General features: G+C 59.2%; 24 protein-coding genes. 16 read left to right on the forward strand and 8 right to left on the reverse strand.

The window, feature by feature from the left end:
* Positions 1–28 precede the first annotated feature (28 nt).
* On the forward strand, positions 29–934 hold the full coding sequence (gene hpaA, locus LOY35_RS12705; protein ID WP_139642391.1) for a 4-hydroxyphenylacetate catabolism regulatory protein HpaA: 906 nt from the start codon (positions 29–31) through the stop codon (positions 932–934).
* 123 nt (positions 935–1,057) lie between these two features.
* Positions 1,058–1,480, forward strand: a complete 423-nt coding sequence (hpaR, locus tag LOY35_RS12710; RefSeq protein ID WP_258632936.1) for a homoprotocatechuate degradation operon regulator HpaR — start codon at positions 1,058–1,060, stop codon at positions 1,478–1,480.
* Between the two features lie 44 nt (positions 1,481–1,524).
* On the opposite strand, the gene LOY35_RS12715 is transcribed toward hpaR, so the two are convergent.
* Positions 1,525–2,418 carry a LysR family transcriptional regulator gene (locus tag LOY35_RS12715; protein ID WP_258632937.1) on the reverse strand — a complete coding sequence of 298 codons (894 nt, stop codon included), beginning with the start codon at positions 2,416–2,418 and terminating at the stop codon, positions 1,525–1,527.
* 126 nt (positions 2,419–2,544) lie between these two features.
* Between LOY35_RS12715 and LOY35_RS12720 the strand changes: the two genes are divergently transcribed.
* Genes LOY35_RS12720 through catA form a run of 3 tightly spaced genes read left to right on the forward strand, consistent with a single transcriptional unit; the run spans position 2,545 to position 4,975 of the window.
* Positions 2,545–3,693 (forward strand): muconate cycloisomerase family protein, encoded by a 1,149-nt coding sequence (locus tag LOY35_RS12720; protein WP_258633585.1) that lies wholly within the window; start codon positions 2,545–2,547, stop codon positions 3,691–3,693.
* Between the two features lie 11 nt (positions 3,694–3,704).
* Positions 3,705–3,995 (forward strand): muconolactone Delta-isomerase, encoded by a 291-nt coding sequence (gene catC / locus LOY35_RS12725; RefSeq protein WP_258632939.1) that lies wholly within the window; start codon positions 3,705–3,707, stop codon positions 3,993–3,995.
* A gap of 50 nt (positions 3,996–4,045) precedes the next feature.
* Positions 4,046–4,975: a catechol 1,2-dioxygenase gene (gene catA / locus LOY35_RS12730; protein ID WP_258632940.1), complete on the forward strand. Its 930-nt coding sequence runs from the start codon at positions 4,046–4,048 to the stop codon at positions 4,973–4,975.
* A gap of 126 nt (positions 4,976–5,101) precedes the next feature.
* Here catA and LOY35_RS12735 read toward each other — a convergent pair whose 3' ends face one another.
* Positions 5,102–6,130: an AraC family transcriptional regulator gene (locus LOY35_RS12735; RefSeq protein WP_258632942.1), complete on the reverse strand. Its 1,029-nt coding sequence runs from the start codon at positions 6,128–6,130 to the stop codon at positions 5,102–5,104.
* A 426-nt stretch (positions 6,131–6,556) separates the two neighbouring features.
* On the opposite strand from LOY35_RS12735, the gene LOY35_RS12740 reads away from it, so the two are divergent.
* From LOY35_RS12740 to LOY35_RS12760, 5 genes are all read left to right on the forward strand, one after another.
* Positions 6,557–7,099, forward strand: coding sequence for a lecithin retinol acyltransferase family protein (locus LOY35_RS12740; protein ID WP_258632943.1), 543 nt, complete (start codon positions 6,557–6,559; stop codon positions 7,097–7,099).
* A gap of 18 nt (positions 7,100–7,117) precedes the next feature.
* Complete coding sequence (locus tag LOY35_RS12745; RefSeq protein WP_258632944.1) at positions 7,118–8,371, forward strand: dienelactone hydrolase family protein; 1,254 nt, start codon at positions 7,118–7,120, stop codon at positions 8,369–8,371.
* Positions 8,372–8,373: 2 nt separating this feature from the next.
* Entirely contained in the window at positions 8,374–9,159 is a 786-nt protein-coding gene (locus LOY35_RS12750; protein ID WP_408981232.1) for an SDR family oxidoreductase, read from the forward strand.
* Between the two features lie 79 nt (positions 9,160–9,238).
* Positions 9,239–10,477 carry a styrene monooxygenase/indole monooxygenase family protein gene (locus LOY35_RS12755; protein ID WP_258632947.1) on the forward strand — a complete coding sequence of 413 codons (1,239 nt, stop codon included), beginning with the start codon at positions 9,239–9,241 and terminating at the stop codon, positions 10,475–10,477.
* 25 nt (positions 10,478–10,502) lie between these two features.
* Positions 10,503–11,045 carry a flavin reductase family protein gene (locus LOY35_RS12760; RefSeq protein ID WP_258632948.1) on the forward strand — a complete coding sequence of 181 codons (543 nt, stop codon included), beginning with the start codon at positions 10,503–10,505 and terminating at the stop codon, positions 11,043–11,045.
* Positions 11,046–11,111: 66 nt separating this feature from the next.
* On the opposite strand, the gene LOY35_RS12765 is transcribed toward LOY35_RS12760, so the two are convergent.
* A complete protein-coding gene (locus LOY35_RS12765) occupies positions 11,112–11,699 on the reverse strand; it encodes an SDR family NAD(P)-dependent oxidoreductase (RefSeq protein WP_258632949.1) in 588 nt (195 codons plus the stop codon).
* 284 nt (positions 11,700–11,983) lie between these two features.
* Here LOY35_RS12765 and LOY35_RS12770 point away from each other — a divergent pair, with 284 nt between their 5' ends.
* Positions 11,984–12,931 carry a transporter gene (locus LOY35_RS12770; protein WP_258632951.1) on the forward strand — a complete coding sequence of 316 codons (948 nt, stop codon included), beginning with the start codon at positions 11,984–11,986 and terminating at the stop codon, positions 12,929–12,931.
* 71 nt (positions 12,932–13,002) lie between these two features.
* On the opposite strand, the gene antC is transcribed toward LOY35_RS12770, so the two are convergent.
* The 3 genes from antC to antA are packed head-to-tail and all read right to left on the reverse strand — an operon-like array spanning position 13,003 to position 15,928.
* Entirely contained in the window at positions 13,003–14,034 is a 1,032-nt protein-coding gene (antC, locus tag LOY35_RS12775) for an anthranilate 1,2-dioxygenase electron transfer component AntC (protein ID WP_258632953.1), read from the reverse strand.
* Between the two features lie 18 nt (positions 14,035–14,052).
* On the reverse strand, positions 14,053–14,541 hold the full coding sequence (gene antB / locus LOY35_RS12780; RefSeq protein WP_258632955.1) for an anthranilate 1,2-dioxygenase small subunit: 489 nt from the start codon (positions 14,539–14,541) through the stop codon (positions 14,053–14,055).
* Position 14,542: 1 nt separating this feature from the next.
* The gene (gene antA, locus LOY35_RS12785; RefSeq protein ID WP_258632957.1) at positions 14,543–15,928 is read right to left on the reverse strand and encodes an anthranilate 1,2-dioxygenase large subunit; all 1,386 of its coding nucleotides are present in this window, start codon (positions 15,926–15,928) and stop codon (positions 14,543–14,545) included.
* 241 nt (positions 15,929–16,169) lie between these two features.
* On the opposite strand from antA, the gene LOY35_RS12790 reads away from it, so the two are divergent.
* Both LOY35_RS12790 and LOY35_RS12795 read left to right on the forward strand, forming a co-directional pair.
* Positions 16,170–17,267: an AraC family transcriptional regulator gene (locus LOY35_RS12790; RefSeq protein WP_258632959.1), complete on the forward strand. Its 1,098-nt coding sequence runs from the start codon at positions 16,170–16,172 to the stop codon at positions 17,265–17,267.
* Positions 17,224–17,664, forward strand: coding sequence for a CBS domain-containing protein (locus LOY35_RS12795; protein ID WP_258632960.1), 441 nt, complete (start codon positions 17,224–17,226; stop codon positions 17,662–17,664). The genes LOY35_RS12790 and LOY35_RS12795 overlap by 44 nt, the downstream gene beginning before the upstream one ends.
* A gap of 18 nt (positions 17,665–17,682) precedes the next feature.
* On the opposite strand, the gene LOY35_RS12800 is transcribed toward LOY35_RS12795, so the two are convergent.
* Entirely contained in the window at positions 17,683–19,449 is a 1,767-nt protein-coding gene (locus LOY35_RS12800) for a S8/S53 family peptidase (RefSeq protein WP_258632961.1), read from the reverse strand.
* Between the two features lie 104 nt (positions 19,450–19,553).
* Between LOY35_RS12800 and LOY35_RS12805 the strand changes: the two genes are divergently transcribed.
* The 3 genes from LOY35_RS12805 to LOY35_RS12815 all read left to right on the forward strand — a co-directional run bounded on the left by LOY35_RS12805 (position 19,554) and on the right by LOY35_RS12815 (position 20,934).
* Complete coding sequence (locus LOY35_RS12805; protein ID WP_309475909.1) at positions 19,554–19,913, forward strand: hypothetical protein; 360 nt, start codon at positions 19,554–19,556, stop codon at positions 19,911–19,913.
* Between the two features lie 129 nt (positions 19,914–20,042).
* Complete coding sequence (locus LOY35_RS12810) at positions 20,043–20,342, forward strand: chorismate mutase (protein WP_258632963.1); 300 nt, start codon at positions 20,043–20,045, stop codon at positions 20,340–20,342.
* Between the two features lie 250 nt (positions 20,343–20,592).
* On the forward strand, positions 20,593–20,934 hold the full coding sequence (locus tag LOY35_RS12815) for a hypothetical protein (RefSeq protein WP_041020142.1): 342 nt from the start codon (positions 20,593–20,595) through the stop codon (positions 20,932–20,934).
* Between the two features lie 120 nt (positions 20,935–21,054).
* On the opposite strand, the gene LOY35_RS12820 is transcribed toward LOY35_RS12815, so the two are convergent.
* Positions 21,055–21,939, reverse strand: a complete 885-nt coding sequence (locus tag LOY35_RS12820; RefSeq protein WP_258632965.1) for a LysR substrate-binding domain-containing protein — start codon at positions 21,937–21,939, stop codon at positions 21,055–21,057.
* Positions 21,940–21,962: the final 23 nt, after the last annotated feature.

Here is a 21,962-nt window from a genome sequence, read left to right on the forward strand (position 1 = left end):
GAATCAGAATAAAAACGAGTACTGCGTGATGACCGATCGTCAGCCGATCCCGAACATCAACATTGGCCAGGTCTACGACCAGCGCTACAGCGATGCCGAAGTGCATTACGATCGGCTCGCCAACCTGGCGGGCTTTTTCGGCCGGAACATGCCGGTGCATCGCCACGACCGGTTCTTTCAGGTGCACTACGTCAAGAGCGGCACCGTGCGGGTGTATCTGGACGACCAGCAGTACGTCGAGTCCGGGCCGATGTTCTTTCTCACGCCGCCGACCATTCCCCATTCCTTCGTGACCGAGGCCGACAGTGACGGGCACGTGCTGACGGTGCGCCAGCAGTTGGTCTGGCAATTGATCGACGCCGACCCCGGACTCGCCCCGGCCGGTGTGCAGCTACCGGCGGCCTGTGTGGCGCTGACGCAATTGGGCCCGGAACAGGCCGGGGAAGTACGGCGGCTGGAATATTTGTTCGAGGAACTGAGCGCGGAGGTGGCGGCCGCTCGGCCGGGGCGCAGCGTGGCGCTGGACGGTTTGACCCGGTTGATCATGATCAGCCTGCTGCGGCTGTGTTCCAACTCCCTGGAAGCGCGACCGGCGCGGCATGAGGACCTGAAGATCTTCCACCGTTTCAACGAGCTGATCGAAGCGCACTACCTGCAACATTGGCCGCTGTCGCGCTATGCCGAGGGCATCGGGGTGACCGAGGCGCGCCTCAACGACGTGTGTCGACGCATTGCCGACCTGCCTTCCAAGCGACTGATCATGGAGCGGTTGATGCAAGAGGCCAAACGCCTGCTGCTGTTCACCGGCAGCTCGGCCAACGAAATCTGCTACCAGCTCGGGTTCAAGGACCCGGCCTATTTCAGCCGGTTTTTCCAGCGCTATGCCCAGCTCACTCCGGGGGAGTATCGCCAGCGGCAGTCGGGGTTGCGCTGAAATCTATCCTCGCTAAATCCCCTCGCCACAAACCGGCGGCAAATTTGATCAAGCGACCCTGCTTCTTGCAGCGACCTGCCCACGCCACTAAGCTGCCCACTCGTCCATCCAAGCAGTCCGAACATGGCCAACCCCAGACCTTCATTGACGCTGACGCTACTGCAGGCCCGCGAAGCGGCCATGGCGTTTTTCCGCCCGGCGTTGAACCAGCACGACCTCACCGAGCAGCAATGGCGGGTGATCCGCATCCTGCATCAGCAAGGTGAGCTGGAAAGCCACCAGCTCGCCCAGCAGGCCTGCATCCTCAAACCGAGCATGACCGGCGTGCTCAGTCGCCTGGAGCGCGATGGCCTGGTGTGCCGGCAGAAATCCAGCCAGGACCAGCGTCGGGTGTTCGTTAGCCTGACCGAACGCGGCCAGCAATGCTTCGTGTCCATGAGCGAGGGGATGGAAGGCAACTATCGGCGGATCGAAGAGCAGTTCGGCGAAGAAAAGATGCAGCAACTGCTGGCGTTGCTCAATGAGCTGAAGAATATCAAGCCTTGAGGACGCAGACGCCTCTGTAGCCTGCGGGGCTCCTGCCACCAGGATCAGCTCAGCCGTTCCTGCTCGAGTAAAGCCTCGATCACCTGTAAACAGTGATTCAACCCCGGCGATACATCGCCCGCACGCCTGCTGAGAATAATCGGCGATGTGGCGTTGTTTTCCAGCAATGGCGTGAAACCGATGTCGTCGCGGTGCAGCAATTGCACCGAGGCCGGCACCAACGTGACGCCGATTCCCGCACCCACCAGGCCAATGGCCGTCTGCAGCTCGTTGGTCCATTGGGCGACGTTGATGTGCACGCCATAGGATTCAAACAGTGCGATCACATGATCAGCGTAGCTCGGTCTCGGGTTACCCGGGTAAAGCACGAAAGGTTCGTTCGCCAGGTCGCGAAGGCTGACAGGCCGGGCGAGCAGCGGATGACCGGCGGGCAGGGCCACCACCAGTCGGTCCTCTGCCAGCACGGTCTGGAGAATCGCGGGATCGTCTATGCGAATGCGCCCGAAGCCGACATCGATTCGCCCCGCCTTGAGTGCTTGTATCTGCTGCAGCGTCGTCATTTCCGAAAGCCCCAACTCCAGCGCCAGGGGCTCACCGCTGCGCAGGCGACGAATCAGTTCCGGCAGCACGCCGTAGAGTGTCGAGGGTGCAAACCCGATGCCCAGCCAGGTTTTTTCGCCCAGGCCGATGCGGCGCGTGTTGTCGCATACCTTGCCCAATTGTTCGAGCAGCACGCTGGAGTGCTCATGGAAGAAGCGCCCGGCTTCGGTCAGTCGCAGCGGCCGTCCCCGCTCCAACAGCAGAACCCCCAGTTCGTCCTCCAGTTGTTGGATCTGCCGACTCAACGGCGGTTGGGCGATGTGCAACAGCTCGGCGGCACGGGTGAAGTTGAGGGTCTGGGCCAACACCTGAAAGTAACGCAAGTGACGCAGTTCCATGAAGCCCCCTGAGGTTGATGGTTAAATACTTTAAAGGTATCAAGCGAGACCAATTCTATATTGGCCCCCCGAAAAAAGCCGTATGAGAATCAGCGTCAGAACCTCAAGAACCTGACGGGTATCGAAATGCTAGCTGCTGCCATTGAATCGATCGAGACGATCATCGTCGATCTGCCCACCATCCGCCCTCACAAACTGGCGATGCACACCATGCAGAACCAGACCCTGGTGCTCATTCGCCTGCGTTGCGCCGACGGTATTGTCGGCATTGGCGAATCCACCACAATCGGCGGCCTGGCGTATGGCAATGAAAGCCCCGACAGCATCAAGACCAATATCGATCGGTATTTCGCACCCCTGTTGATCGGCCAGGACAGTTGCAATGTCAATGCCGCGATGTTGCGACTGGAGCGCAGTATCCGTGGCAACACATTCGCCAAGTCCGGCATTGAAACCGCGTTGCTCGATGCTCAGGGCAAGCGTCTGGAAATGCCTGTCAGCGAACTGCTGGGCGGCCGTGTTCGTGATGCCCTGCCGGTGGCCTGGACCCTCGCCAGCGGTGACACCGCCAAGGACATCGCGGAAGCGGAGCGAATGCTCGACCTGCGGCGGCATCGGATCTTCAAGTTGAAGATCGGTGCCGGCGAGGTCAATCGCGACCTGTCCCATGTCATCGCGATCAAAAAGGCTTTGGGTGACCGTGCCAGTGTCCGGGTCGATGTCAATCAGGCCTGGGACGAGGCGATTGCCGTACGGGCGTGTCGAGTGCTTGCCAGCAACGGCATCGATCTGATCGAGCAACCGATCTCGCGCAACAACCGTGCGGGCATGGCGCGCCTGAATGCCGTGAGTCCTGCCCCGATCATGGCGGACGAGTCGATCGAATGCGTGGAGGACGCCTTCAACCTGGCACGCGAAGGTGCCGCGTCGGTGTTCGCCTTGAAAATCGCCAAGAACGGTGGGCCGCGGGCTGTGCTGCGAACGGCGGCTATCGCCGAGGCGGCAGGCATCGGCCTGTATGGCGGCACGATGCTCGAAGGCGGTATCGGCACGTTGGCCTCGGCCCATGCGTTCATCACGTTGAATGCGCTGGGTTGGGATACCGAATTGTTCGGACCACTGCTGCTGACCGAAGACATTTTGGCCGAACCGCCCATCTACCGTGACTTTCAGTTGCACGTACCGCAAGCACCGGGGTTGGGGCTGCGCCTGGATGAAGAGCGCCTGGCTTTTTTCCGTCGTGACAAAACCACTGTCTCCATTCAACAAGCCTGAGGAGGAACGTCATGCTGTTTCACATAAAGATGAGCGTGAACCTGCCGCTCGACATGGACCCCGACCGCGCCGCGCAGCTCAAGGCCGACGAGAAAGCCCTGGCCCAGCGCCTGCAACAACAAGGCAAATGGCGGCATCTCTGGCGCATCGCCGGGCTCTATGCCAACTACAGCGTGTTCGATGTCGACAGCGTCCAAGAGCTGCACGACCTGCTCATGCAACTGCCGCTGTACCCCTACATGACGATCGAGGTCGCGCCGCTGTGCCGACATCCTTCTTCCATTCACGAAGATGATCGCTGAGTTCACCGCGCCTTGGCGCTACTCTAATAAATACAAGATGAGGATTAATCATGAGCATCAATATTTCCGCGACGACCGAAGTCCAGAAGTTTCTCGAAGAAGTCAGCGGGCTGGATAACGCCAACGGTAATCCGCGCACCAAGACCATCGTGTATCGGCTGCTGCGGGACGTGGTGAATATCATTGAAGACCTGGACGTGACGCCTGAGGAGTTCTGGAAGGCTGTCAACTTTCTCAATGTTCTGGGCACGCGGCGGGAAGCCGGGTTGCTGGCGGCCGGGCTCGGCCTGGAGCACTACCTGGACTTGCTGATGGATGCCGAGGACGCGCAGGCTGGTAAAACCGGCGGTACGCCGAGAACCATCGAAGGCCCGCTGTATGTGGCCGGCGCGCCGCTGTCGAACTTCGAGGCGCGACTCGATGACGGTACGGATCCAGGTGTCGTGTTGTTCATGCGGGGGCAGGTGCTCAACACCGCCGGCGAACCGCTCGCCGGTGCGGTTGTGGATGTGTGGCACGCTAACACCGGCGGCACCTATTCGTACTTCGATACGACCCAGTCAGAATTCAACCTGCGCCGGCGTATCGTCACCGATGCCCAGGGCCGATATCGCTTCCGCAGCATCGTGCCATCGGGTTACGGTTGCCCGCCGGACGGCCCGACCCAGCAGTTGCTGGATCAACTGGGCCGGCACGGGCAGCGCCCGGCACATGTCCATTTCTTTATCTCGGCGCCGGATCATCGTCACCTGACCACCCAGATCAATCTCGACGGCGACCAATACCTGCATGACGATTTTGCCTACGCGACTCGCGATGAATTGATCGCCAAGATCACCTTCAGCGAGGATCAGGATCGGGCCAAAGCCTTGGGCGTAAGCGGTCGCTTTGCTGAAATCGAGTTTGATTTCACCTTGCAATCCACCGCGCAGCCCGAGGAGCAGCAGCGTCGCGAGCGGATTCGTGCCTTGGAAGATTGATCGTTCAGTGATGTCTTATCGAGCCACGGGAGGATTGCCTTCCGTGGCTTTTTCTTTGTGCGATGCTTGATGGTCGGAGAACTTGGTTCAGCGAACGCCGCGGCGCGATTGTCGAGGGTCTTGCGATCAGTTGCGGAACCTGAGGGTGGTCGACGGAGCCTCGCCGTAGCGTTTTTTATATTCCTGTGCAAACCGGCCCAAGTGAGCGAAACCCCATTTGAAGGCGATGTCCGTCACGGATGCGTCCTGCTGTTGGCTGCTGAGTTCAAGGTGCACTTGTTCCAGGCGCAGATTGCGCAAGTAAGCCATGGGCGTGGTGTCGCAGAAGTCGCGAAAACCGGCAAAGAGTGTGCGGACGCTCACGCCAGCGTGTTCGGCGAGTTGCTCGACACTCAAGGGCTGGTCGGCATGCGCACGCATGTATTCTTCGGTTCGCTTGACGAAATGGGGCAGTAGCGCCTTGGGCTTGCCGGCGCTGTCCAAGCGTTCCCGAAGGTTGTTCGGTTGGCCATACACCAAGGCATTGATCAGCATGGACTCGAACTGCTTGAGCACCAGCGAGTAGTGCAGGGGATGGTCATCCAGCTTGATTGCATCGGCCAGTACCGTGATCAACTGCAGAAAGTAATGTCCCCCCTGCGTGGTGAGGTCCAGATCCGGATTGAATTCCAGCGGCCTGTCCAATGCGTGGCCCAAATGCTGGACGCAATGGTATTCGACTTCACTGCGCTCAATCCGCAATGCCAACTGAGGCGCATGGGCGTCCCAGCTCATGGACACCGGCAGAGTGGGCGATATCAGCGAGGCCCGTTCCGGCGACGAGATGAAATCGTGCCCGGCGCATTGAATCCGTGCCCGTCCCTGGATCGGGATCTGAATCAGGAAAAAGTCTTCCAGGCGGCCCGGATCGATGCTCACGTTCACGCCATATTCCAAACGGTTCAAGGACAGGCGCCCTCGATTGATGTGGTGCATCCGGGCGCTGATGCGTTCGGTACCGTCAAGGCAGCGCAGTTCGTGTTTCTTGAAGACGCCACTGACACCCTCGCGGATGCTGTCCAGATCATTGAGCAGGAACAACTGGTTTGCCGGAGTGAACAGTGACGCATTGTCGAACAGGCTGGCGCAGCGCTGCGCGATGAGATTCTGGCTCATGGTCACCTCAGTTGCATGCACGGTTTCAAGGCATGTCGCACAGGGGTGTTACGCCGATTCTGCAGGATCCGGATGATCGCTGCGGTATCTGGATAACCCGTGCGCATGTCTGTTTCTTTTTGTGCCCTTAATGGGTCGTTCACCTGAAAAAGCAATTGACGTGCCAGGCGGCTACGGCGCGCTCAGGCTGCGCGCCCGCGTAGCGGATGACTCCTAGAATCCCCCCGTCTGCCTTGGGCGTCCAACTTTTTTTGGGACCTGAGCCCGATGCCTGGCGGCGTATTGAGCAGGCCAGGTACCTCTCACATTTGCGCAGTCACCGGACAGTGTCTGCGTCAGCCGGATAGTGTGCCCGAGGGGTGGGGCGCAGCCTGTATTCAACACTTGTCGATCCACTGACGCCGCCAGACGGCGAGGTTGAACGCCATGAATACCACCCCGGCATCATTTGTTCCTTCTGCCCATCACTGGCGGCACTGGAATGATCTGGAAATCACCGCCGTTCAACCCGGCAGCCATCTCATTACAGCAAGGCCGCATTACTACCACCATGGCATCTACCTGGGTGACCTACGGGTCGTGCACTACGCGGGTTTCCACAGTGCTTTCGAGGTCGGGCCGATCGAGGTGCTGACACTGGACCGGTTTGCCTGCGGTCAGCCGGTTTGTGTCGATGCCGCGCCCTGTTCGCGGTTCGACCGCGAGGAAGTGATCCGCCGGGCACTTTCGCGCCTGGGGGAAAACCGCTACCGGCTGCTGACCAACAATTGCGAGCACTTCTGTAACTGGTGCCTGTATGGCCAGAGCCGCAGTGAACAGGTTCGGGCCTTGATGACCCACCCGTTGGCGCTGGTGCGGCTGGCGTTGAAAAGCCTGGCGGACAACTTCCCGCAGACCACGGACAAGCATCGCACTCAGCGGATAGTCGGTGTCGCCGAAGGTGCGCAATATCCCCTGCAACGTTCCTGAAACAATTGGAGAATCGAGATGAAAGGCCAGTATGTCAGCGTGCCGGTTCCGTCCGGCGGTCAGTTTCAGGCTTACCTGGCGACCTCTGTCGACGGTCGTGGGCCGGGCGTGGTGCTTTGTCAGGAAGTTTTCGGTGTTAACCAGGCGATGCGCGATGTCGCCGATCTGTTGGCGGAAGAGGGGTACACGGTCCTGGTCCCCGATCTGTACTGGCGCCAGGAGCCGGGTGTCGAGCTGGGCTACACCGAAGCCGAATTTGGTCGCGCCTACGCCCTTTATCAGGGGTTCGACGAGGCGCTGGGCATTGACGACATTCGAGCCAGCCTGAATGCGCTGAAGGCCTTGCCCCAATGCAAGCCGGGAGGGCTGGGGGTTGTCGGCTATTGCCTGGGCGGCAAGCTGGCGTACCTGGCGGCTTGTCGCTTGCCAGAGGTGGCTTGTGCCGTGGGTTATTACGGCGTCGGGATTGAAAATGCGCTGCCGGAAATCGAAGGGCTACAGGGACGCCTGGTACTTCATATGGCCGAACGGGATCAGTTCTGTCCCGCCGAAGCGCGATCCGCGATCCGCGCTGCCCTGCACGATAAACCGGCCGTCGAGCTGTATGTCTATCCCGGGGTGGACCACGCCTTTGCCCGCCCCAAGGGGCACCACTACCACAAGCCTTCGGCGTTATTGGCTCACGAGCGCACGGTCGCAGCCCTTCGCCGGGTGCTTGGGCCTGATTACAACCTCTCGGATCTGTGGGACGAGCATGTACGGCACGAGTTCGACACCCGGGACGTGCCCGCCACCATGGCGACCATGGTGGCCGAACCCTACGTCAATCACATTCCGACCATGACCGGTGGCGTGGGCGCCAAGGAGCTGAGCCGTTTCTACCAGCACCATTTCGTCCACGGCAACCCCAAGGACATGGCGTTGACCCCGTTGTCGCGCACGGTTGGCGCGAGCCAGATCGTCGATGAATTCATCATGAGTTTTACCCACGACAGTGAAATCGACTGGCTGCTTCCCGGCGTGGCCCCGACAGGGCGGCATGTCGAAATTCCAATGCTGGGCGTGGTCAAGTTCCGGGGGCCCAAGCTGTATCACGAACATATCTATTGGGACCAGGCCAGTGTGCTTGTACAAATCGGCTTGCTTGACCCGACAGGCTTGCCGGTGGCCGGGGTGGTGACCGCTCGGAAACTGCTGGATGAATCGCTGCCTTCCAACACGCTGATGCCCAGTTGGGCGTCCAGTGCCGACAAGCCGAGTCAAGGGGAATGAGCATGGCTCTTCTGCAGAATAAAGTCGCCGTGATCAGCGGCGGCGCGACACTGATCGGTACTGCGGTGGCGCAAGCGTTGATCGACGCAGGCGCCAGCGTCGCGCTGTTCGATATCGATCGCGAGGCCGGCCTTGAAGCAGCATCCCAACTGGGTGAGCGGGCCACATTCTTCCATCTCGATGTGACGGATGACGCGCTGATCGCCCATGCCATCGAGCAGGTGCGAGCACGTTTCGGCGGCATAGACCTGTTGATCAACCTGGCCTGCACCTACAGCGATCAGGGCTTTGCCTCCAGTCGTCAGGATTGGCTGCAGGCACTCGATGTCAACCTGGTTTCGGCTGTGGCGCTGACCCAGGCCGCGCATCAAGACCTCAAGGCGCGCCGTGGCGCCGTCGTCAATTTCACTTCCATCTCGGCCAGATGTGCCCAGACCGGACGCTGGCTCTACCCGGTTTCCAAAGCCGCAATGGTTCAACTGACGCGCTGCATGGCGATGGACCTGGCGGCGGACGGCATTCGGGTCAACTCGGTGTCGCCGGGCTGGACCTGGTCGCGGGTGATCGCGCAGGCCAGTGGTGGTGACCGTGAGAAGGCTGATGCGGTCGCCGCTTCTTATCACCTGCTGGGACGCCTGGGCGACCCCGCCGAGGTGGCCAACGTGGTGGTCTTTCTTTGTTCGCCCGCGGCCAGTTTCGTCACCGGAGCGGACTATGCCGTGGATGGCGGCTACTCGGTCATGGGGCCGGAACAGAACCTGCCGGCCATACCGCGGCTTGCGCAATAAAGCAGAACGCCAATAAGAAACCCTGTTCGGCGATTGCCGAATGCAGCACCTGTAACCGTCGATCACCAGGAGAATAACAATGCGTCGTATCGCCATCGTCGGAGCCGGACAAGCCGGTTTACAACTGGGCCTGGGGCTGCTCGCCCGGGGCTATCAAGTCACCCTGGCCACTAATCGTAGCGGTGAAGATATCCGCAACGGCAAAGTGATGTCGAGCCAGTGCATGTTCAATACCGCGCTGCAAAGCGAGCGGGACCTGGGTCTGAATTTCTGGGAGGACGAGTGTCCGGCTGTCGAGGGTATCGGCCTGACGGTACCCAATCCCCAGCGCCCCGACGAACCTCTGTTCAGTTGGAGTACGCGCCTGGGCCGCTACGCCCAGTCGGTGGACCAACGCTTGAAGATGCCGGTCTGGATGGATGAGTTCAAGAAGCGGGGCGGTGAGCTCTTGATCCAGGACGTGGGTGTGGCCGAACTGGAGCGCCTGTCGGAAGACCATGAACTGGTGCTGCTCGCCGCCGGCAAGGGCGACATCGTCAACCTGTTCGAAAAGGATATGGAGCGGACTCATTTTCAGCAGCCGCAACGGGCGTTGTCGTTGACCTACGTGAAGGGCATGACACCCCTCACGCCGTTCTCCCGCGTCAACTTCAACCTGATTCCCGGGGTGGGTGAGCATTTTGTGTTCCCTTGCCTGACCACCACCGGTCCTTGCGAAATCATGGTGTTCGAAGGGATTCCAGGGGGACCACTGGATTGCTGGCAGGGCATCCAGACTGCGGAACAACATCTGGAAAAAAGCCTGGAGTTGCTCAATCGTCATGTTCCCTGGGAGGCCGAGCGTTGCCGTTCCGTGGAAATGACCGACGACAAGGGGTTCTTGTCCGGGCGATTTACGCCGATGGTGCGCAAGCCCGTGTTGACGCTGCCGTCTGGCCGCAAGGTGTTTGGCATGGCCGATGCCTTGGTGGTCAACGACCCGATCACCGGCCAGGGTTCGAACAACGCCGCCAAATGCAGCAAGGTCTATCTGGACGCGATTGTCGAGCGTGGCGTGGAGGGTTTCGACCCCGACTGGATGCACCAGACGTTCGAGCGGTATTGGGCCTACGCCCAGCATGTGGTCAAGTGGACCAACACCATGCTGACTCCGCCGCCTGCGCATCTGCTGGAGCTGTTAGGAGCCGCCAGCCAGTCGAAACCCCTGGCGCGTGCCATCGCCAACGGCTTCGACGATCCACGCAACTTCGCACCTTGGTGGTTCGACGCTCAGTCTTGCCAAGCCTTTATCCAGGAAAAGACTCGTCAGGCCGCTTGAGCCGCCATCGAGCCAGGAGTTCATCATGAATGCAATCCACTCAGAATCCCTCCAACATGATCTGGTCGACGCACAAGATTGCGATCCGCGGGAGTTGCGTAATCTCCTCGGAAAATTCGCGACAGGGGTGACCGTGATTACCACGCGTGCCGCCGATGGCCGTAATGTCGGCATGACCGCCAACTCCTTTTCATCGGTGTCCCTCGATCCACCGCTGGTGCTCTGGAGTATTTCCCGCAACGCCCCGAGCCTGACCGATTATCTGGCTTGCGGACATTTTGCGATCAACATCCTGGGCGCAGATCAGCACGACATTTCGGGGCACTTCGCGCGGCCTGCGCCGGATAAGTTCTCAGGTGTGGCATTCAGGGAAGGGGAGGCCGGGGTACCTCTTCTCGATGGAGTGATTGCGACCCTGGTCTGCCGCAATGTCACTCAATATGAAGGTGGGGATCATCTGATTTTCCTGGGGCAGATCGAGCAGTATCGTCATGGCGCGGGAGAACCCCTGGTGTTTCATTGTGGGCAATACCGCGTTGCCGCAGAGCATCCTGGATTGAACCGATAAATATGCGCTGCTAACTTCGCCGTCTCTAAAGACGGCGAAGTTTATTAAAGTTCAACCGAGTGTTTTCTATACGTAGCGAGCTACAGGGATAATGCTGCCAAAGCATTGCAGGGTGACCGTGATGCCATCCGCTTTCAACTCTTTGCAAGCTGCTTGGGTCATGGCCCGGACCGCCATTCTTGACGCTGACAGAACATCCGCTATTGCCTGATGATCATGTTCCGTACTGGACGATATATTAATGATCGTGCCTTTCTGGCAACGTTGACGGAAGATGTTCGCGGCCGCCTGGATCCCCCAGAAAGTGCAGCTAATATTGTAGTTGATCAAGCGTTCGACTTCTTCATACCCGAGAGTCATGTCCCCCTGCGCTCTGGGCAGGCCTGGATTATTGACCAGAATGTCCACTCTCCCAAACATTTTTTCGGCATGTTCAATGGCCTCCCGAAATACCTGCGGGCCTGTCATGTCAGCCATGAAAGCACTGGCGCGCCGGCCCATCGCAATGATCTGGTCGAGCGTAGGCTTCAGCGATTTCGCATCCTTGTCGACGAGCACGATATCAGCGCCTTCCTTGGCCAGGCGAAGCGCAATGCCGCGGCTGGTTGTTTGGCCTGCGCCGGTGACAAGTGCAACTTTTCTAATAGGCATCATGAAGGCTCTAGTGTTTGTTGAGTAATGAGGTGAGGTCTTGGTTTGAGTGATCGCCAAGACTGTCGATGGCCGGTAAGTATATTTCAGGGCATAAGCCAAGCGTCGCTTGCTTTAATGTCGAACCCTATATAAGTGCGCTATATGGATGGTCTTCGCATTATTCGGATGGCTGGGGTGGTCGCTCGTGATCATGATGTTTTCGGTTGAGCACTAGCTTTAAGTCGCGTCGTCGCTGGCTATGTTCGACCGCTTTGCCTTTAGCCTTGCTGAACGTGGAGAATACGATGAAAAAAACAATAAGATTACTGTCGGTCTGCGTCCTGGGCACTGGTCTCCCGGGGTTGGAAAACGCACAGGCCTATGACTTGCCCGTGGTGAACCTGGGTTTCACCAGTTTCCTCGACGGTGGCCCACCCGCTGGGCCAGGTTGGTACTTCCAGGAGTATTTCCAGAACTACAGTGCCAACCGTCTGCGCGATCGGAACGGCAAGGCACTGCCCCTTCCCAAACAGCAATTGGATTATCAGGTGGCTGTGACCCAGTTGTCTTACTTCTCTGACATTCGCGTGGGTAATGCCACGCTGGGCATGAACGCGTTGCTGCCGTTCGTGACGCGGATGGACGTCGATGACGGGCTGAACAACGCAGCCTTGCGCGCCCAGAGCGGCCTGGGTGATCTACTGTTGGGTCCCATGATTCAGTTCGATCCGATCATGGGGCCCGATGGCCCGCGTTTTGTGCATCGCATCGAATTCCAGGTCAATGTGCCCACCGGTGACTACGACAACAAACACGATATCAACCCCGGCGCCAATGCCTGGTCGTTCGATCCGTACTGGGCGGCTACCTACTGGTTCACGCCACAATGGACGGCATCGTTGCGGGCGCACTATCTCTATAACGGTAAGAACAATGACCCCGGACCGGGCTATGGCGGCGCCGATGAGGTCCAGGCCGGACAAGCGTTGCACGCAAACTTTGCCACGGAATATGCGGTCACGCCGCAGCTGCGCCTGGGCATCAACGGCTACTGGTTAAAGCAGATCACGGACACCAAGGTGGATGGGCATGAGGTGTCTGGACGTCGTGAAAAGGTCTGGGCCATCGGGCCGGGTGCGATGTACAGCTTCTCCAAGGACGACCACCTGTTCTTGAACGCGTACTTTGAGCAAGATGTGGAGAACCGCGCCGACGGCAGTCGTGTGCAGATGCGTTACGTCCATCATTTTTAAGCGCTGAAGCTGACAAAAGACGGGCAAACGAAAGGGGAAATAGCCACTTGGCTACTTCCCCTTTTCAGTTGTCATTGCTTGGCGTTGCTTTCGACGAATTTCTCGTAGTACATCTGAAAGTGCTGGATCTGCTGCGTGTCGAGCCAACTCCTGATCGCTTCTACCATGGGCGGCGGGCCGCACAAATAGATGTCGAACGGATTGGCCTCCATTTGCTTGGGGTCGAAGTGTTCAGGAATCCATCCCGTTTTGCCGGCCCATGTTGCGGACGGTTTCGATACAACGAGGTGGTAATCGAAGTTGGAGATGCGCTCGCGATAAGCGGCCAGGCGCGGCAGTTCGCACAAGTCGTTATCCTGCGTGACCCCGTAGAACAACTGGATCGGTTGTTCGCAGCTGCCTTTATCGGCAATGTCATCGAGCATCCCGAGGAACGCCGAAAGCCCGGTGCCGCCAGCCACCAGCACCAGCGGCCGGGTGATCTGGCGCAGATAGAAACTACCGAGCGGCGCCTCGAACTCGATGATCTGTCCCGGCTGGCACCTTTCACGGATGAAGCTGCTCATCGCCCCGTCCGGCAACAGGCGAATGAGGAATTGCAACTGATTGGTGGCGTTCGGGCAGTTGGCGAATGAATAGGAGCGCCATTGATCGGTCCCTGGCACCTGCATCCTGGCGTACTGTCCGGGAAGATAGTCCAGTTGTTGGCTGTGACTGCTGGCGTCGATGTGCAGAATCGCCGTAGTGGCCGAGACGAGTTCGACGTGTGTCACGACGGCCTGTACGAGACGGCTTGCATCGGCGTTGCACAGCCCCGAGTCGAAGTCGAAATAGAACGACGCATCGGATTGGACCCGGGTCTGGCAAGAGAGCATCTTGCGTTGTGCCAGGTCTCGCGGGGTCAATGCCTCTTCGTCTACGTAGTCCTGAGTGTACTGGCCGGATTCGCAACGTCCCTGACAAGTGCCGCAAACACCTTCACGGCAATCGAGAGGGATATTGACGCCGTTGCGCAGCGCTGCATCAAGCAGCAGTTCGTTGGGTTTGATCTCGAAGAACGAAGTCTTGCCATCGGCGAAGCTGAAAGCGACTTTATGGTTCATGGCAGCGTGCTCCGCAGCTCACAGGTGATAGAAATCAAGCACTGAGTTGATCGTGTCGTTCAGCAGCAGGATGTGTTTGCGGGTGATCTTCCAACTGTCGCCAGACGGCTTCAGGTGGTAGGTCACGTGGCCGTAGAACTGCTCCGACAGCCCCTGGCGCGTGTACAGCGTGACCCAGCCGGCCTTGACCTCGAACTGAGTCTTATCAAGGGGCTTGATCCGGACGTTGCTGATTTGATGCAGTGTGCGAGGCATCGGCGTGGACGCTGCCGATTTCCCGGTGCGCAGACGGAACACCCGGTCTTCCAGACCGGAGCGGTTGGCGTAATAAATCAGTGACATGCCGCGTTTGGGATCGGTGGTGTAGGAGTGTTCCGATTCCCATTGCGGCAGGTGAAATTCGCTCTGCTCATCGAACAGGTCGAGATAGGCATCCCAATCCTGTTGATCGCACAGTTGTGCCTTGTGGTAAAGAAACTGCTCGATGGAATGTTGGAGTGCGCTCATTTCAAACCTCCTTCAATTTCAGGGCTTTTTGTTCCAGGCCTTGCAGAAGGAAACGCTGCCAGGAACCGTGCTGGTTGATATAAAGCCCTTCGTGGGTGAACTCGGTTCCGGTAAGGACCGGATGGATGCCCAGCACTTCGCTGTTGGGCGTGGGACCTTCCACCCATTTTTCGCTGCCTCGGGAAACCTCGTTCCAGCGCTCCAGGCGGGCCTGGAAACCGCGCTGGGCTTCACGGAACTCCACGAGGTCGTCCGGCGTACCCATGCCCGACACATTGAAGAAGTCTTCGAACTGGCGAATACGGTTTTCCCGATCGGCGTCCGATTCACCTTTTACGCCAATGCACTGGCTGATGATCTCCGTTTTATTCCAGGCCACTGGGCGAACGATGCGCAGTTGCGAACTGATCTGGTCCATGAAAAACAGGCTTGGGTAGATATTGAGGTTGCGCAGGCGGTGCATCATCCATTCGGCTTGCTGCTGGCCATACTCTGCAACCAGGCGCGGCATGACCGTGGCGTAACCGGCGCGGACTGTCGGGTTGGGCATGTCACTGAACAGCAGGCTGTGGCCGTTGTTGAACGAAAACCAGCCATCATCGGTTTCGGCATCGCCGGCACCGAGCTTGCTGTAGTCCAGCGTGCTGGAGCCGCCGCCGTTCTCGGCATTGACCTGCTGGCGGTGCTGCACCGTGGACACATAGTTGTAGTGCACGGTGCTGACGTGATACCCGTCCAGGCCATTTTCGTGCTGGAGCTTCCAGTTGCCGTCGTAGCTGTAGGTCGATTTGCCAGGCAGTATTTCCAGCTCGCCCGTGGGCGACTGAGCAACCATCATGTCGAAGAACACCTTGGCATCGCCCAGGTAATCTTCCAGCGAGTCGGTGCCCTGGGGATCGAGGCTGATGAAGACGAAGCCTTTGTAACTCTCGATGCGGGCTTTCTTCAGTCCACGGGTGGCTTTGTCGAACCCCTCCGGATATTCCCCCGGCGCCTTTACCTTGACCAGGCGACCGTCGCTTTTGTAGCACCAAGCATGGAAGGGGCAGGTGAAGGTCGATTGATTACCCTTGCTGACGCGAGTCAACGTTGCGCCGCGATGTTGGCAGGCATTGATCAGAGCGTGGAGCTGGTTATTTCCATCGCGGGTGATGATCATCGGCTGACGGCCTGCACGCAGGGTGAGGAAGTCATTGGGATTGGCGATTTCACTCTCGTGGCACGCATAGATCCAATTCTTCTCGAAGATCAGCTCCATCTCGAGATCGAACAGTTCCGGCTCGGTGAACATATCGCGGGCGATGCGATAAATACCTTCGGCCGGACGAAAATCCAGGCAACCCTGAATGTATTCCTGCCACTGCGCAATGCTTCTGGTGCTGTTCATCAGGTCAACCCTTTTGTAGTTTTAGGTTCAACCCGATTTGAAGCTTTTCCATACCGCTCATCTATCCGGATTCGTGACGATCTCTATCCGGTTTTCGAGGGAGGGCAGGCTTTTTTAGAGAAATGCTGTCAGGCAGGGCGCTTTATGCGTTTTCATGATGGTTTTTGCACTATGCGGATAGCGAGAGCGGATGAGCTGGCGCTACGGTAGAGACCAATCCCATAACCATTCTGGTGTTGCGATGAACCTGCAAACTCATGCTCGAGCCGATGTTGAATTCCAGGACATCCATGCAGTGCGCCATGACCTGCAAAGTGCGCAGGCCTGGATGGCGAATATCTGCGGGCCCCACGGGCTCAAGGCTTCTGCACCGCAGCGCCTGCATTTTCAGCACGCCGGAAATCTCTTGAAGTCGATGTCTACGGTGATCGGTTATGTTGAGTACGGCACCGATGTCACCATCGATATTGATGCGTCGGTGCTGAACAGCTACAGCATCAGCCTGCCCATCAGCGGTCAGCAGGAGTTGCGCAAGTATGACGGGCTGCTGACGTCTGACAGCAACAACGGGCTCATCGTGTCGCCCTATGACCGACAAGAGCTTTGTATCGCGGGCAACTGTCGGAAAATTCAAGTCGCGATCAAGGCCACAGCGATGCGCCAGGTGCTGGAAGAGTTGCTACAGCGGCCTGCCCAGCAACCGATCATCTTCGAGACAAAGGTGGGGACGGGGCAGGGTGCGACTGCGGCGTGGTGGCGGCTGGTCAAGTTCCTGCTGGCGGAGATGGACCAGACCCGCGAGTTCTTCGGTCATGTCTCGATTTCCCGGGACATTGAAAGAGCCTTGATCAAGGGCTTGATTCTGGCTCAACCCAGCAATTACTCGGATGAGCTGACGGGACTGTCGCAGATCCGCTGCCCTGAATATCTGCTGAGGGCCAAGCAGTTCATACAGGAGCATGTCAGCGGTGAAGTCAATCTGGACGATCTCAGCCTGGCGGCCGGGGTGTCGCGCTTCAAGTTGTATGAGGCGTTCAAGAAGTACCTGGGTGTCTCACCCACCTTGTATGTGAAACGGTTTCGGCTCGAACGTGTAAGGCAAGCGCTGCTGGAGGGCGAGGGGCACGCCAATATCACGGCTGTGGCAATGCGCTGGGGTTTACCCACCTGGGTCGTTTCTCTGCCGATTACAAGAAATTATTCCTGGAAGTGCCCTCCAAGACGGTTGAAAGAAGTCGCACCCATTGAGGGAGCGAGTGACAGAAGCGTTGCTAAAAAAACAAGAGAGACTTTCCATGAAAACGGTCGCCCAGCTACTTTGCATAAAGCCCGAACATAATCAGATGGTTCACACCATTGCACCGGACCAGATGGTCCTGGACGCGATCAGGATCATGGCTGAGCGAAACGTCGGTGCTCTACTGGTCGTAGAGGATGGGGCCGCCATTGGCGTGCTCAGTGAGCGGGACTATGCGCGGAAAATGGTGCTGCAGGGTCGCTCTTCGGCGGGAACCCCAGTGAGGGAGATCATGAGCTCGCCGGTAGTCTCTGTGGCTCCTGGCCAGAGCATAGAGGCCTGCATGGGGATCATGACCGACAGTCATCTTCGTCATCTGCCGGTTGTAGAGGGCGAGAAGTTGCTTGGCTTATTGTCGATTGGCGACCTGGTAAAGGCCGCATTGGCCGAGCAGACCAACCTGGTGCAGCAATTGGAAAGTTATATCCGCGGGCACTGAGCACGAGGTCAGTGCCGCTCAACGCACCCGCCCGCGACTTTCCACCGCCAGGTCCAATGCCTTCTGCATGTCCAACCGCGCCGAGCGTCCCACGTCTTTGTCATTGAGTTGGTAGCGGCGCTCAGACGGCAGGATGGGCGCGGTGAGGTCTTCGGCGTCCATCCGTTCGAAGTCGTGGTTGTCGCCGATGGTCATGGCGCTGCGGCGCAACAGCGTGCGCAGTTGCTCGGGCTGAAGTTGCGGGTTGATGGACAGCATCGCTGCCAGCAGGCCCGCGACCATGGGCGTTGCGTAGGAGGTGCCGCAATGCACCGCTCCGTTCTGGCCTGTGCCGGGCGTCGACGCGTGGGCGCAAGCGGCGGCGGTGATGTCGACGCGCATGTCGATGTTCGAGGAGCTGCGCTTGACCGCATAGGCCGGATCGTCGACGGCGACCTCGGTACGCTCGCTGCGCTGATGACCACCGACCACCAGCAGCTGCTCGGTGATGAAGGAGGAGGGCAGGCGGTACTCATCGCTGCCCGAGAAGGACGAGCCGTTGCCGGCGGAGTTCACCACGATCACGTCGGGATGCTCCTTGCGCAGCCAGAGGAAGAACTCCTCCAGCAGTTCCTCGTAGCCGCTCATGGCGATGCCCGAGCGCAGCAGGGAATCCACATCGTCTCCCTTGATGTCCTTGGCGCCCACCCGGTGGATGCCCCAGCTCCAGTTGAGTACGCGTACGCCATCTTCCACGAGGTTGACCGAGGCGGCGATATTGGCGGTAATCCCGGCATCGGAATTACGTTCGACGATGACCTCGAAACCACCGCTGGCCTTATCCAGGCCGCGCAGAAAACCGGTGTTGCCACCGTCGTTCCAGCGCGCGGCGAGTATGCCCGCGACGGTGGTGCCATGGCCGTCCGGGGCGTTGGCATCGCGGGCGTAGACACAGGTGCGTGGTACCGAGCAGGCACCGAGGTAGTCGGCAAAATCCGCGGTGTCGAAATCCACGTCGCGCTCGATCAGGCCGATGCGTACGGGTTGCGGCCGGATGGGCGCCTGCTGTCCGGGGATGCGCCGCTGGTAGTAGTGCACCGCGTCGAGGAAGCGGTTCGCGGCCCATTCGTCGGAGTCTTGTGCGGGTTTCTTCGGTTCTTCGGGACGGGCCGTGGATTGCTCGGTTTCTTCCGCCGCGGACTCCTCGATCACCACCGCGTCCACGCTGGTTTCACTGCCCAGACGCAGCACCAATGCGTCACGCTGCACCAGGTCCCTGGCCGGCAGACGAAGCTGATAAAGGTTCAAAGGGGCAATGCTGCCGACCACAGTCGCCCCGTACTTGTCGGCAAGGCGCTCGGCTTCCTGGCGGCCGTCGCGATCTTCCTCGATCAGCAGGCTGACCAGATTGACGTAGGTGGTCAGTCCATCCATGTTCTTCGCCACTTCGTTTGGGCCTGCGGCCAGTACGTGACTGTTGCGCAAGGTCAGCCAGGCGGCGTTACTGCTGCGTGGGCCGTCCTCCAGCCAGAGAGGGCCGCTTTGGTAGCCGGCGCTGTCCAGGCGCACGCGCAGGTTCTGCCCCTCGCGCCGAACAGAGTCCGGAGGGATCGCTCGGGTGCCCAGTTTCAATTGCGGCACGCCATCGTCCAGCCCGCGCACCGTCAGGCACCAGTCCTGGCGCTGGTTTTCCAGGAGGTTGCCGCAGCGCTTCAGGTTTTCCAGGCGTAGCGGTTCCTGTGCTTCGGCTGCCGTGCCGGTAGCCAGGGTGAACAATGCAGCGAGGGCGGCGGATCGTAGGGGCATGGGAGGGTTCTTTGCCAAGGGCCTGATTGCTCCGACTGTTGTAGCCATCGTTACGTTCCAAGAAGGCCGGCCCTGGTCGGACCGAAACTCCTCGGCTTGCCCAGATGTCCATTGATCACCCCACAGCCTGCGCGCCAGGCTCGAATATGGACATCTCAGGGATCTGGCATCCTGATCGCGTGTCCCTGGGACGCATTCGTCGAGAGGTTGGATTGGAGATGATGGACGCCGCTAGCAAAACCAAAGTCGCACAGATATTCGACCAGCTCCTGGCCCTGCGAGAAAGCGTGAATGAACTTCAGGAAAAAGAGTTGCGCAGGGTGATAGCGCTTCGCGGACATCAGACCGTAGACGCCAACGAAGCGGTCCATCAATCTTTTGTGGACCTTCAGAATCACATTGCCGGAATGGAAGAAGTGCTGGCGACGATTGCCGAGGCCACCGGGATTATCCCGAAACTCTGATGTTCCCCGGAACACCTGTGGGAGCGAGCCCGCTCGCGATGGCGGTAGCTCTGCTTGCATCTATCTCGAATATGCCGTCATATCGCAAACGCCCACGCACATTGCCGTTACTTGAAAGGAGATACCCAAATGGAATTACGCTGTACATCCATCGAAGAAGTCCGCCAGCAGATAGACCAGATCGACCGCCAGGTCGTTGCGCTCCTGGCCCGGCGTGGCAACTTCGTCACGCAGGCGGCAGCCTTCAAGAAAACCACCGACGATGTGCGCGCACCGGCGCGGGTCGAGCAGGTCATCACCAAAGTGCGCGGGCTTGCGAACGAAGCCGGTGCCTCGCCTGATGTCGTGGAGCGGGTCTACCGGGCCATGATCGCTGCGTTCATTGACGAAGAATTGAAAGCCCACTCGGCCCTGACAGCCCAGCCCTGACGCCATCCGTCCTCATCATGACCTGATTCTGCGAGGCTGGGATCCCGGCTTCGCGTCGCCAAGGCACACATGCCTGACCCGTACGGCACGCAACTATCGTTAGAAGTAATAGTGACCATCACTAAACGCATGTTCTGCTTTTTCGCCAGTCGTTGGACAATCGCACCCATCGAACAGATGGCTCAAGACATGACGCAACAGCGTTCCGTCGTCATACGAGCCTGATTCTTTTATTTTCGGGATGAAACTGATGCGCTTTTTATTCGTGCCTGTCATGGCGTTTGCCTCTTTGCTGCTCGCCGGTTGCGCCTCCGCGCCAAACGATCCGACGCTGACCCTGCAGACCCAAAAGACCCCGGCCGAGTACGCCGAGTGCGTCATACCGAAATTGCAGGACAGTCAGTTGAACCCGATGGTCTCACAGACCCAGCGCAGCTACCGGATCGTCGTGCCGAGCAAAGTCTCCGCGGACAACGTGCTGGAGGCCTACAAGGCCGGGAACGGCGGCAAGGTGTTCATCTATGAGCGACACCTGCTGGCCTCGAACCTGCTGCCGTCGAGTTTCGAGCGCGCCGCAGAGGATTGCATCTGATTCAACGGATAGACGCTTTTTACAGAGCTCCTTTGGTTGGCCGCAACCAACCAACTCCTTGCCCCGCCGACCCATTTGGTTTGCGGGGCTTTTTTTATGTCTGCGATCAGTGCGGGACTATCAGATCTGCTCCAACAACCAGCCACGAAACGCCCGCAACGACGGCAGCATTTCGTTGCGCGGCGGGTAGGTGAGGTAGTAACTGCGCCGGCTGGCGAATGGCAGGTCAAGGCCGATCAGCTCGCCATTGGCCAACTCGTCGGCCACCAGGATGCGGGGCACCAGGCCGATGCCGATGTCCGCGCGCACCGCCTGGATCAAGTGCGAGGTGAGTTCGAAGCTGGGGCCCAGGCGCATCCTGGCGTGGGGCAGGGTGTAGTGACTGAACCAGTCGCCCCAGACGTTGGGGTTGTTCGCCACATTGAGCAGCATCTGTTCGCTGATCCGCTCCGGCGTCCACGTTTCATGGGCCTTGGCCGCCTGGGCCGAGATGATCACGATCAGTTCTTCGGCGTGCAGGCGATGGCTGATCAGGCCCGGCAGGTCGGCCGTGCCTACGACGATGGCGGCGTCGATGCCGCTGGTGTCGAAGTCGATGGCGTCGATCCGGGAGCTGATGTGCACCAGTATGCCGGGGTGGGTTTTGTAGAACTCATGCAGGCGCGGCAGCAGCCACCTCGAACCAAAGGTCGGCAACGTCGCCAGGCGCAGGGTGCCGCTGCCGGACTGATAGGCCATGGCCTGCAGCGTCGCGCTACGGATGCGTCCGAGCGCTTCGCTCATCTCCCGTTGGTAGAGACGACCGACATCGGTCAGCCGGACCTGCCGCCCTTCGCGACGAAACAGCGTCAGCCCCAATTGCTCTTCCAGCGCCTGGACCTGCCGGCTGACGGCGCTTTGCGTCAGCGAGAGTTCAACCGCGGCCCGGGTGTAGCTTTCATGCCGGGCGGCGGCTTCAAATGCCAGCAGCAGTGACATGGACGGTGTGAGGTGACGGTAATTCATTCAGAAAATTCATCGATAGCGGC

Source organism: Pseudomonas sp. B21-028 (assembly GCF_024749045.1).
Classification (GTDB): Bacteria; Pseudomonadota; Gammaproteobacteria; order Pseudomonadales; family Pseudomonadaceae; genus Aquipseudomonas.

Bases quoted from the DNA above. Each gene is read 5' to 3' on its own strand.
- hpaA (WP_139642391.1), top strand. From the start codon at position 29: ATGACCGATCGTCAGCCGATCCCGAACATCAACATTGGCCAGGTCTAC.
- hpaR (WP_258632936.1), top strand. From the start codon at position 1,058: ATGGCCAACCCCAGACCTTCATTGACGCTGACGCTACTGCAGGCCCGC.
- LOY35_RS12715 (WP_258632937.1), bottom strand. From the start codon at position 2,418: ATGGAACTGCGTCACTTGCGTTACTTTCAGGTGTTGGCCCAGACCCTC.
- LOY35_RS12720 (WP_258633585.1), top strand. From the start codon at position 2,545: ATGCTAGCTGCTGCCATTGAATCGATCGAGACGATCATCGTCGATCTG.
- catC (WP_258632939.1), top strand. From the start codon at position 3,705: ATGCTGTTTCACATAAAGATGAGCGTGAACCTGCCGCTCGACATGGAC.
- catA (WP_258632940.1), top strand. From the start codon at position 4,046: ATGAGCATCAATATTTCCGCGACGACCGAAGTCCAGAAGTTTCTCGAA.
- LOY35_RS12735 (WP_258632942.1), bottom strand. From the start codon at position 6,130: ATGAGCCAGAATCTCATCGCGCAGCGCTGCGCCAGCCTGTTCGACAAT.
- LOY35_RS12740 (WP_258632943.1), top strand. From the start codon at position 6,557: ATGAATACCACCCCGGCATCATTTGTTCCTTCTGCCCATCACTGGCGG.
- LOY35_RS12745 (WP_258632944.1), top strand. From the start codon at position 7,118: ATGAAAGGCCAGTATGTCAGCGTGCCGGTTCCGTCCGGCGGTCAGTTT.
- LOY35_RS12750 (WP_408981232.1), top strand. From the start codon at position 8,374: ATGGCTCTTCTGCAGAATAAAGTCGCCGTGATCAGCGGCGGCGCGACA.
- LOY35_RS12755 (WP_258632947.1), top strand. From the start codon at position 9,239: ATGCGTCGTATCGCCATCGTCGGAGCCGGACAAGCCGGTTTACAACTG.
- LOY35_RS12760 (WP_258632948.1), top strand. From the start codon at position 10,503: ATGAATGCAATCCACTCAGAATCCCTCCAACATGATCTGGTCGACGCA.
- LOY35_RS12765 (WP_258632949.1), bottom strand. From the start codon at position 11,699: ATGATGCCTATTAGAAAAGTTGCACTTGTCACCGGCGCAGGCCAAACA.
- LOY35_RS12770 (WP_258632951.1), top strand. From the start codon at position 11,984: ATGAAAAAAACAATAAGATTACTGTCGGTCTGCGTCCTGGGCACTGGT.
- antC (WP_258632953.1), bottom strand. From the start codon at position 14,034: ATGAACCATAAAGTCGCTTTCAGCTTCGCCGATGGCAAGACTTCGTTC.
- antB (WP_258632955.1), bottom strand. From the start codon at position 14,541: ATGAGCGCACTCCAACATTCCATCGAGCAGTTTCTTTACCACAAGGCA.
- antA (WP_258632957.1), bottom strand. From the start codon at position 15,928: ATGAACAGCACCAGAAGCATTGCGCAGTGGCAGGAATACATTCAGGGT.
- LOY35_RS12790 (WP_258632959.1), top strand. From the start codon at position 16,170: ATGAACCTGCAAACTCATGCTCGAGCCGATGTTGAATTCCAGGACATC.
- LOY35_RS12795 (WP_258632960.1), top strand. From the start codon at position 17,224: ATGAAAACGGTCGCCCAGCTACTTTGCATAAAGCCCGAACATAATCAG.
- LOY35_RS12800 (WP_258632961.1), bottom strand. From the start codon at position 19,449: ATGCCCCTACGATCCGCCGCCCTCGCTGCATTGTTCACCCTGGCTACC.
- LOY35_RS12805 (WP_309475909.1), top strand. From the start codon at position 19,554: ATGTCCATTGATCACCCCACAGCCTGCGCGCCAGGCTCGAATATGGAC.
- LOY35_RS12810 (WP_258632963.1), top strand. From the start codon at position 20,043: ATGGAATTACGCTGTACATCCATCGAAGAAGTCCGCCAGCAGATAGAC.
- LOY35_RS12815 (WP_041020142.1), top strand. From the start codon at position 20,593: ATGCGCTTTTTATTCGTGCCTGTCATGGCGTTTGCCTCTTTGCTGCTC.
- LOY35_RS12820 (WP_258632965.1), bottom strand. From the start codon at position 21,939: ATGAATTACCGTCACCTCACACCGTCCATGTCACTGCTGCTGGCATTT.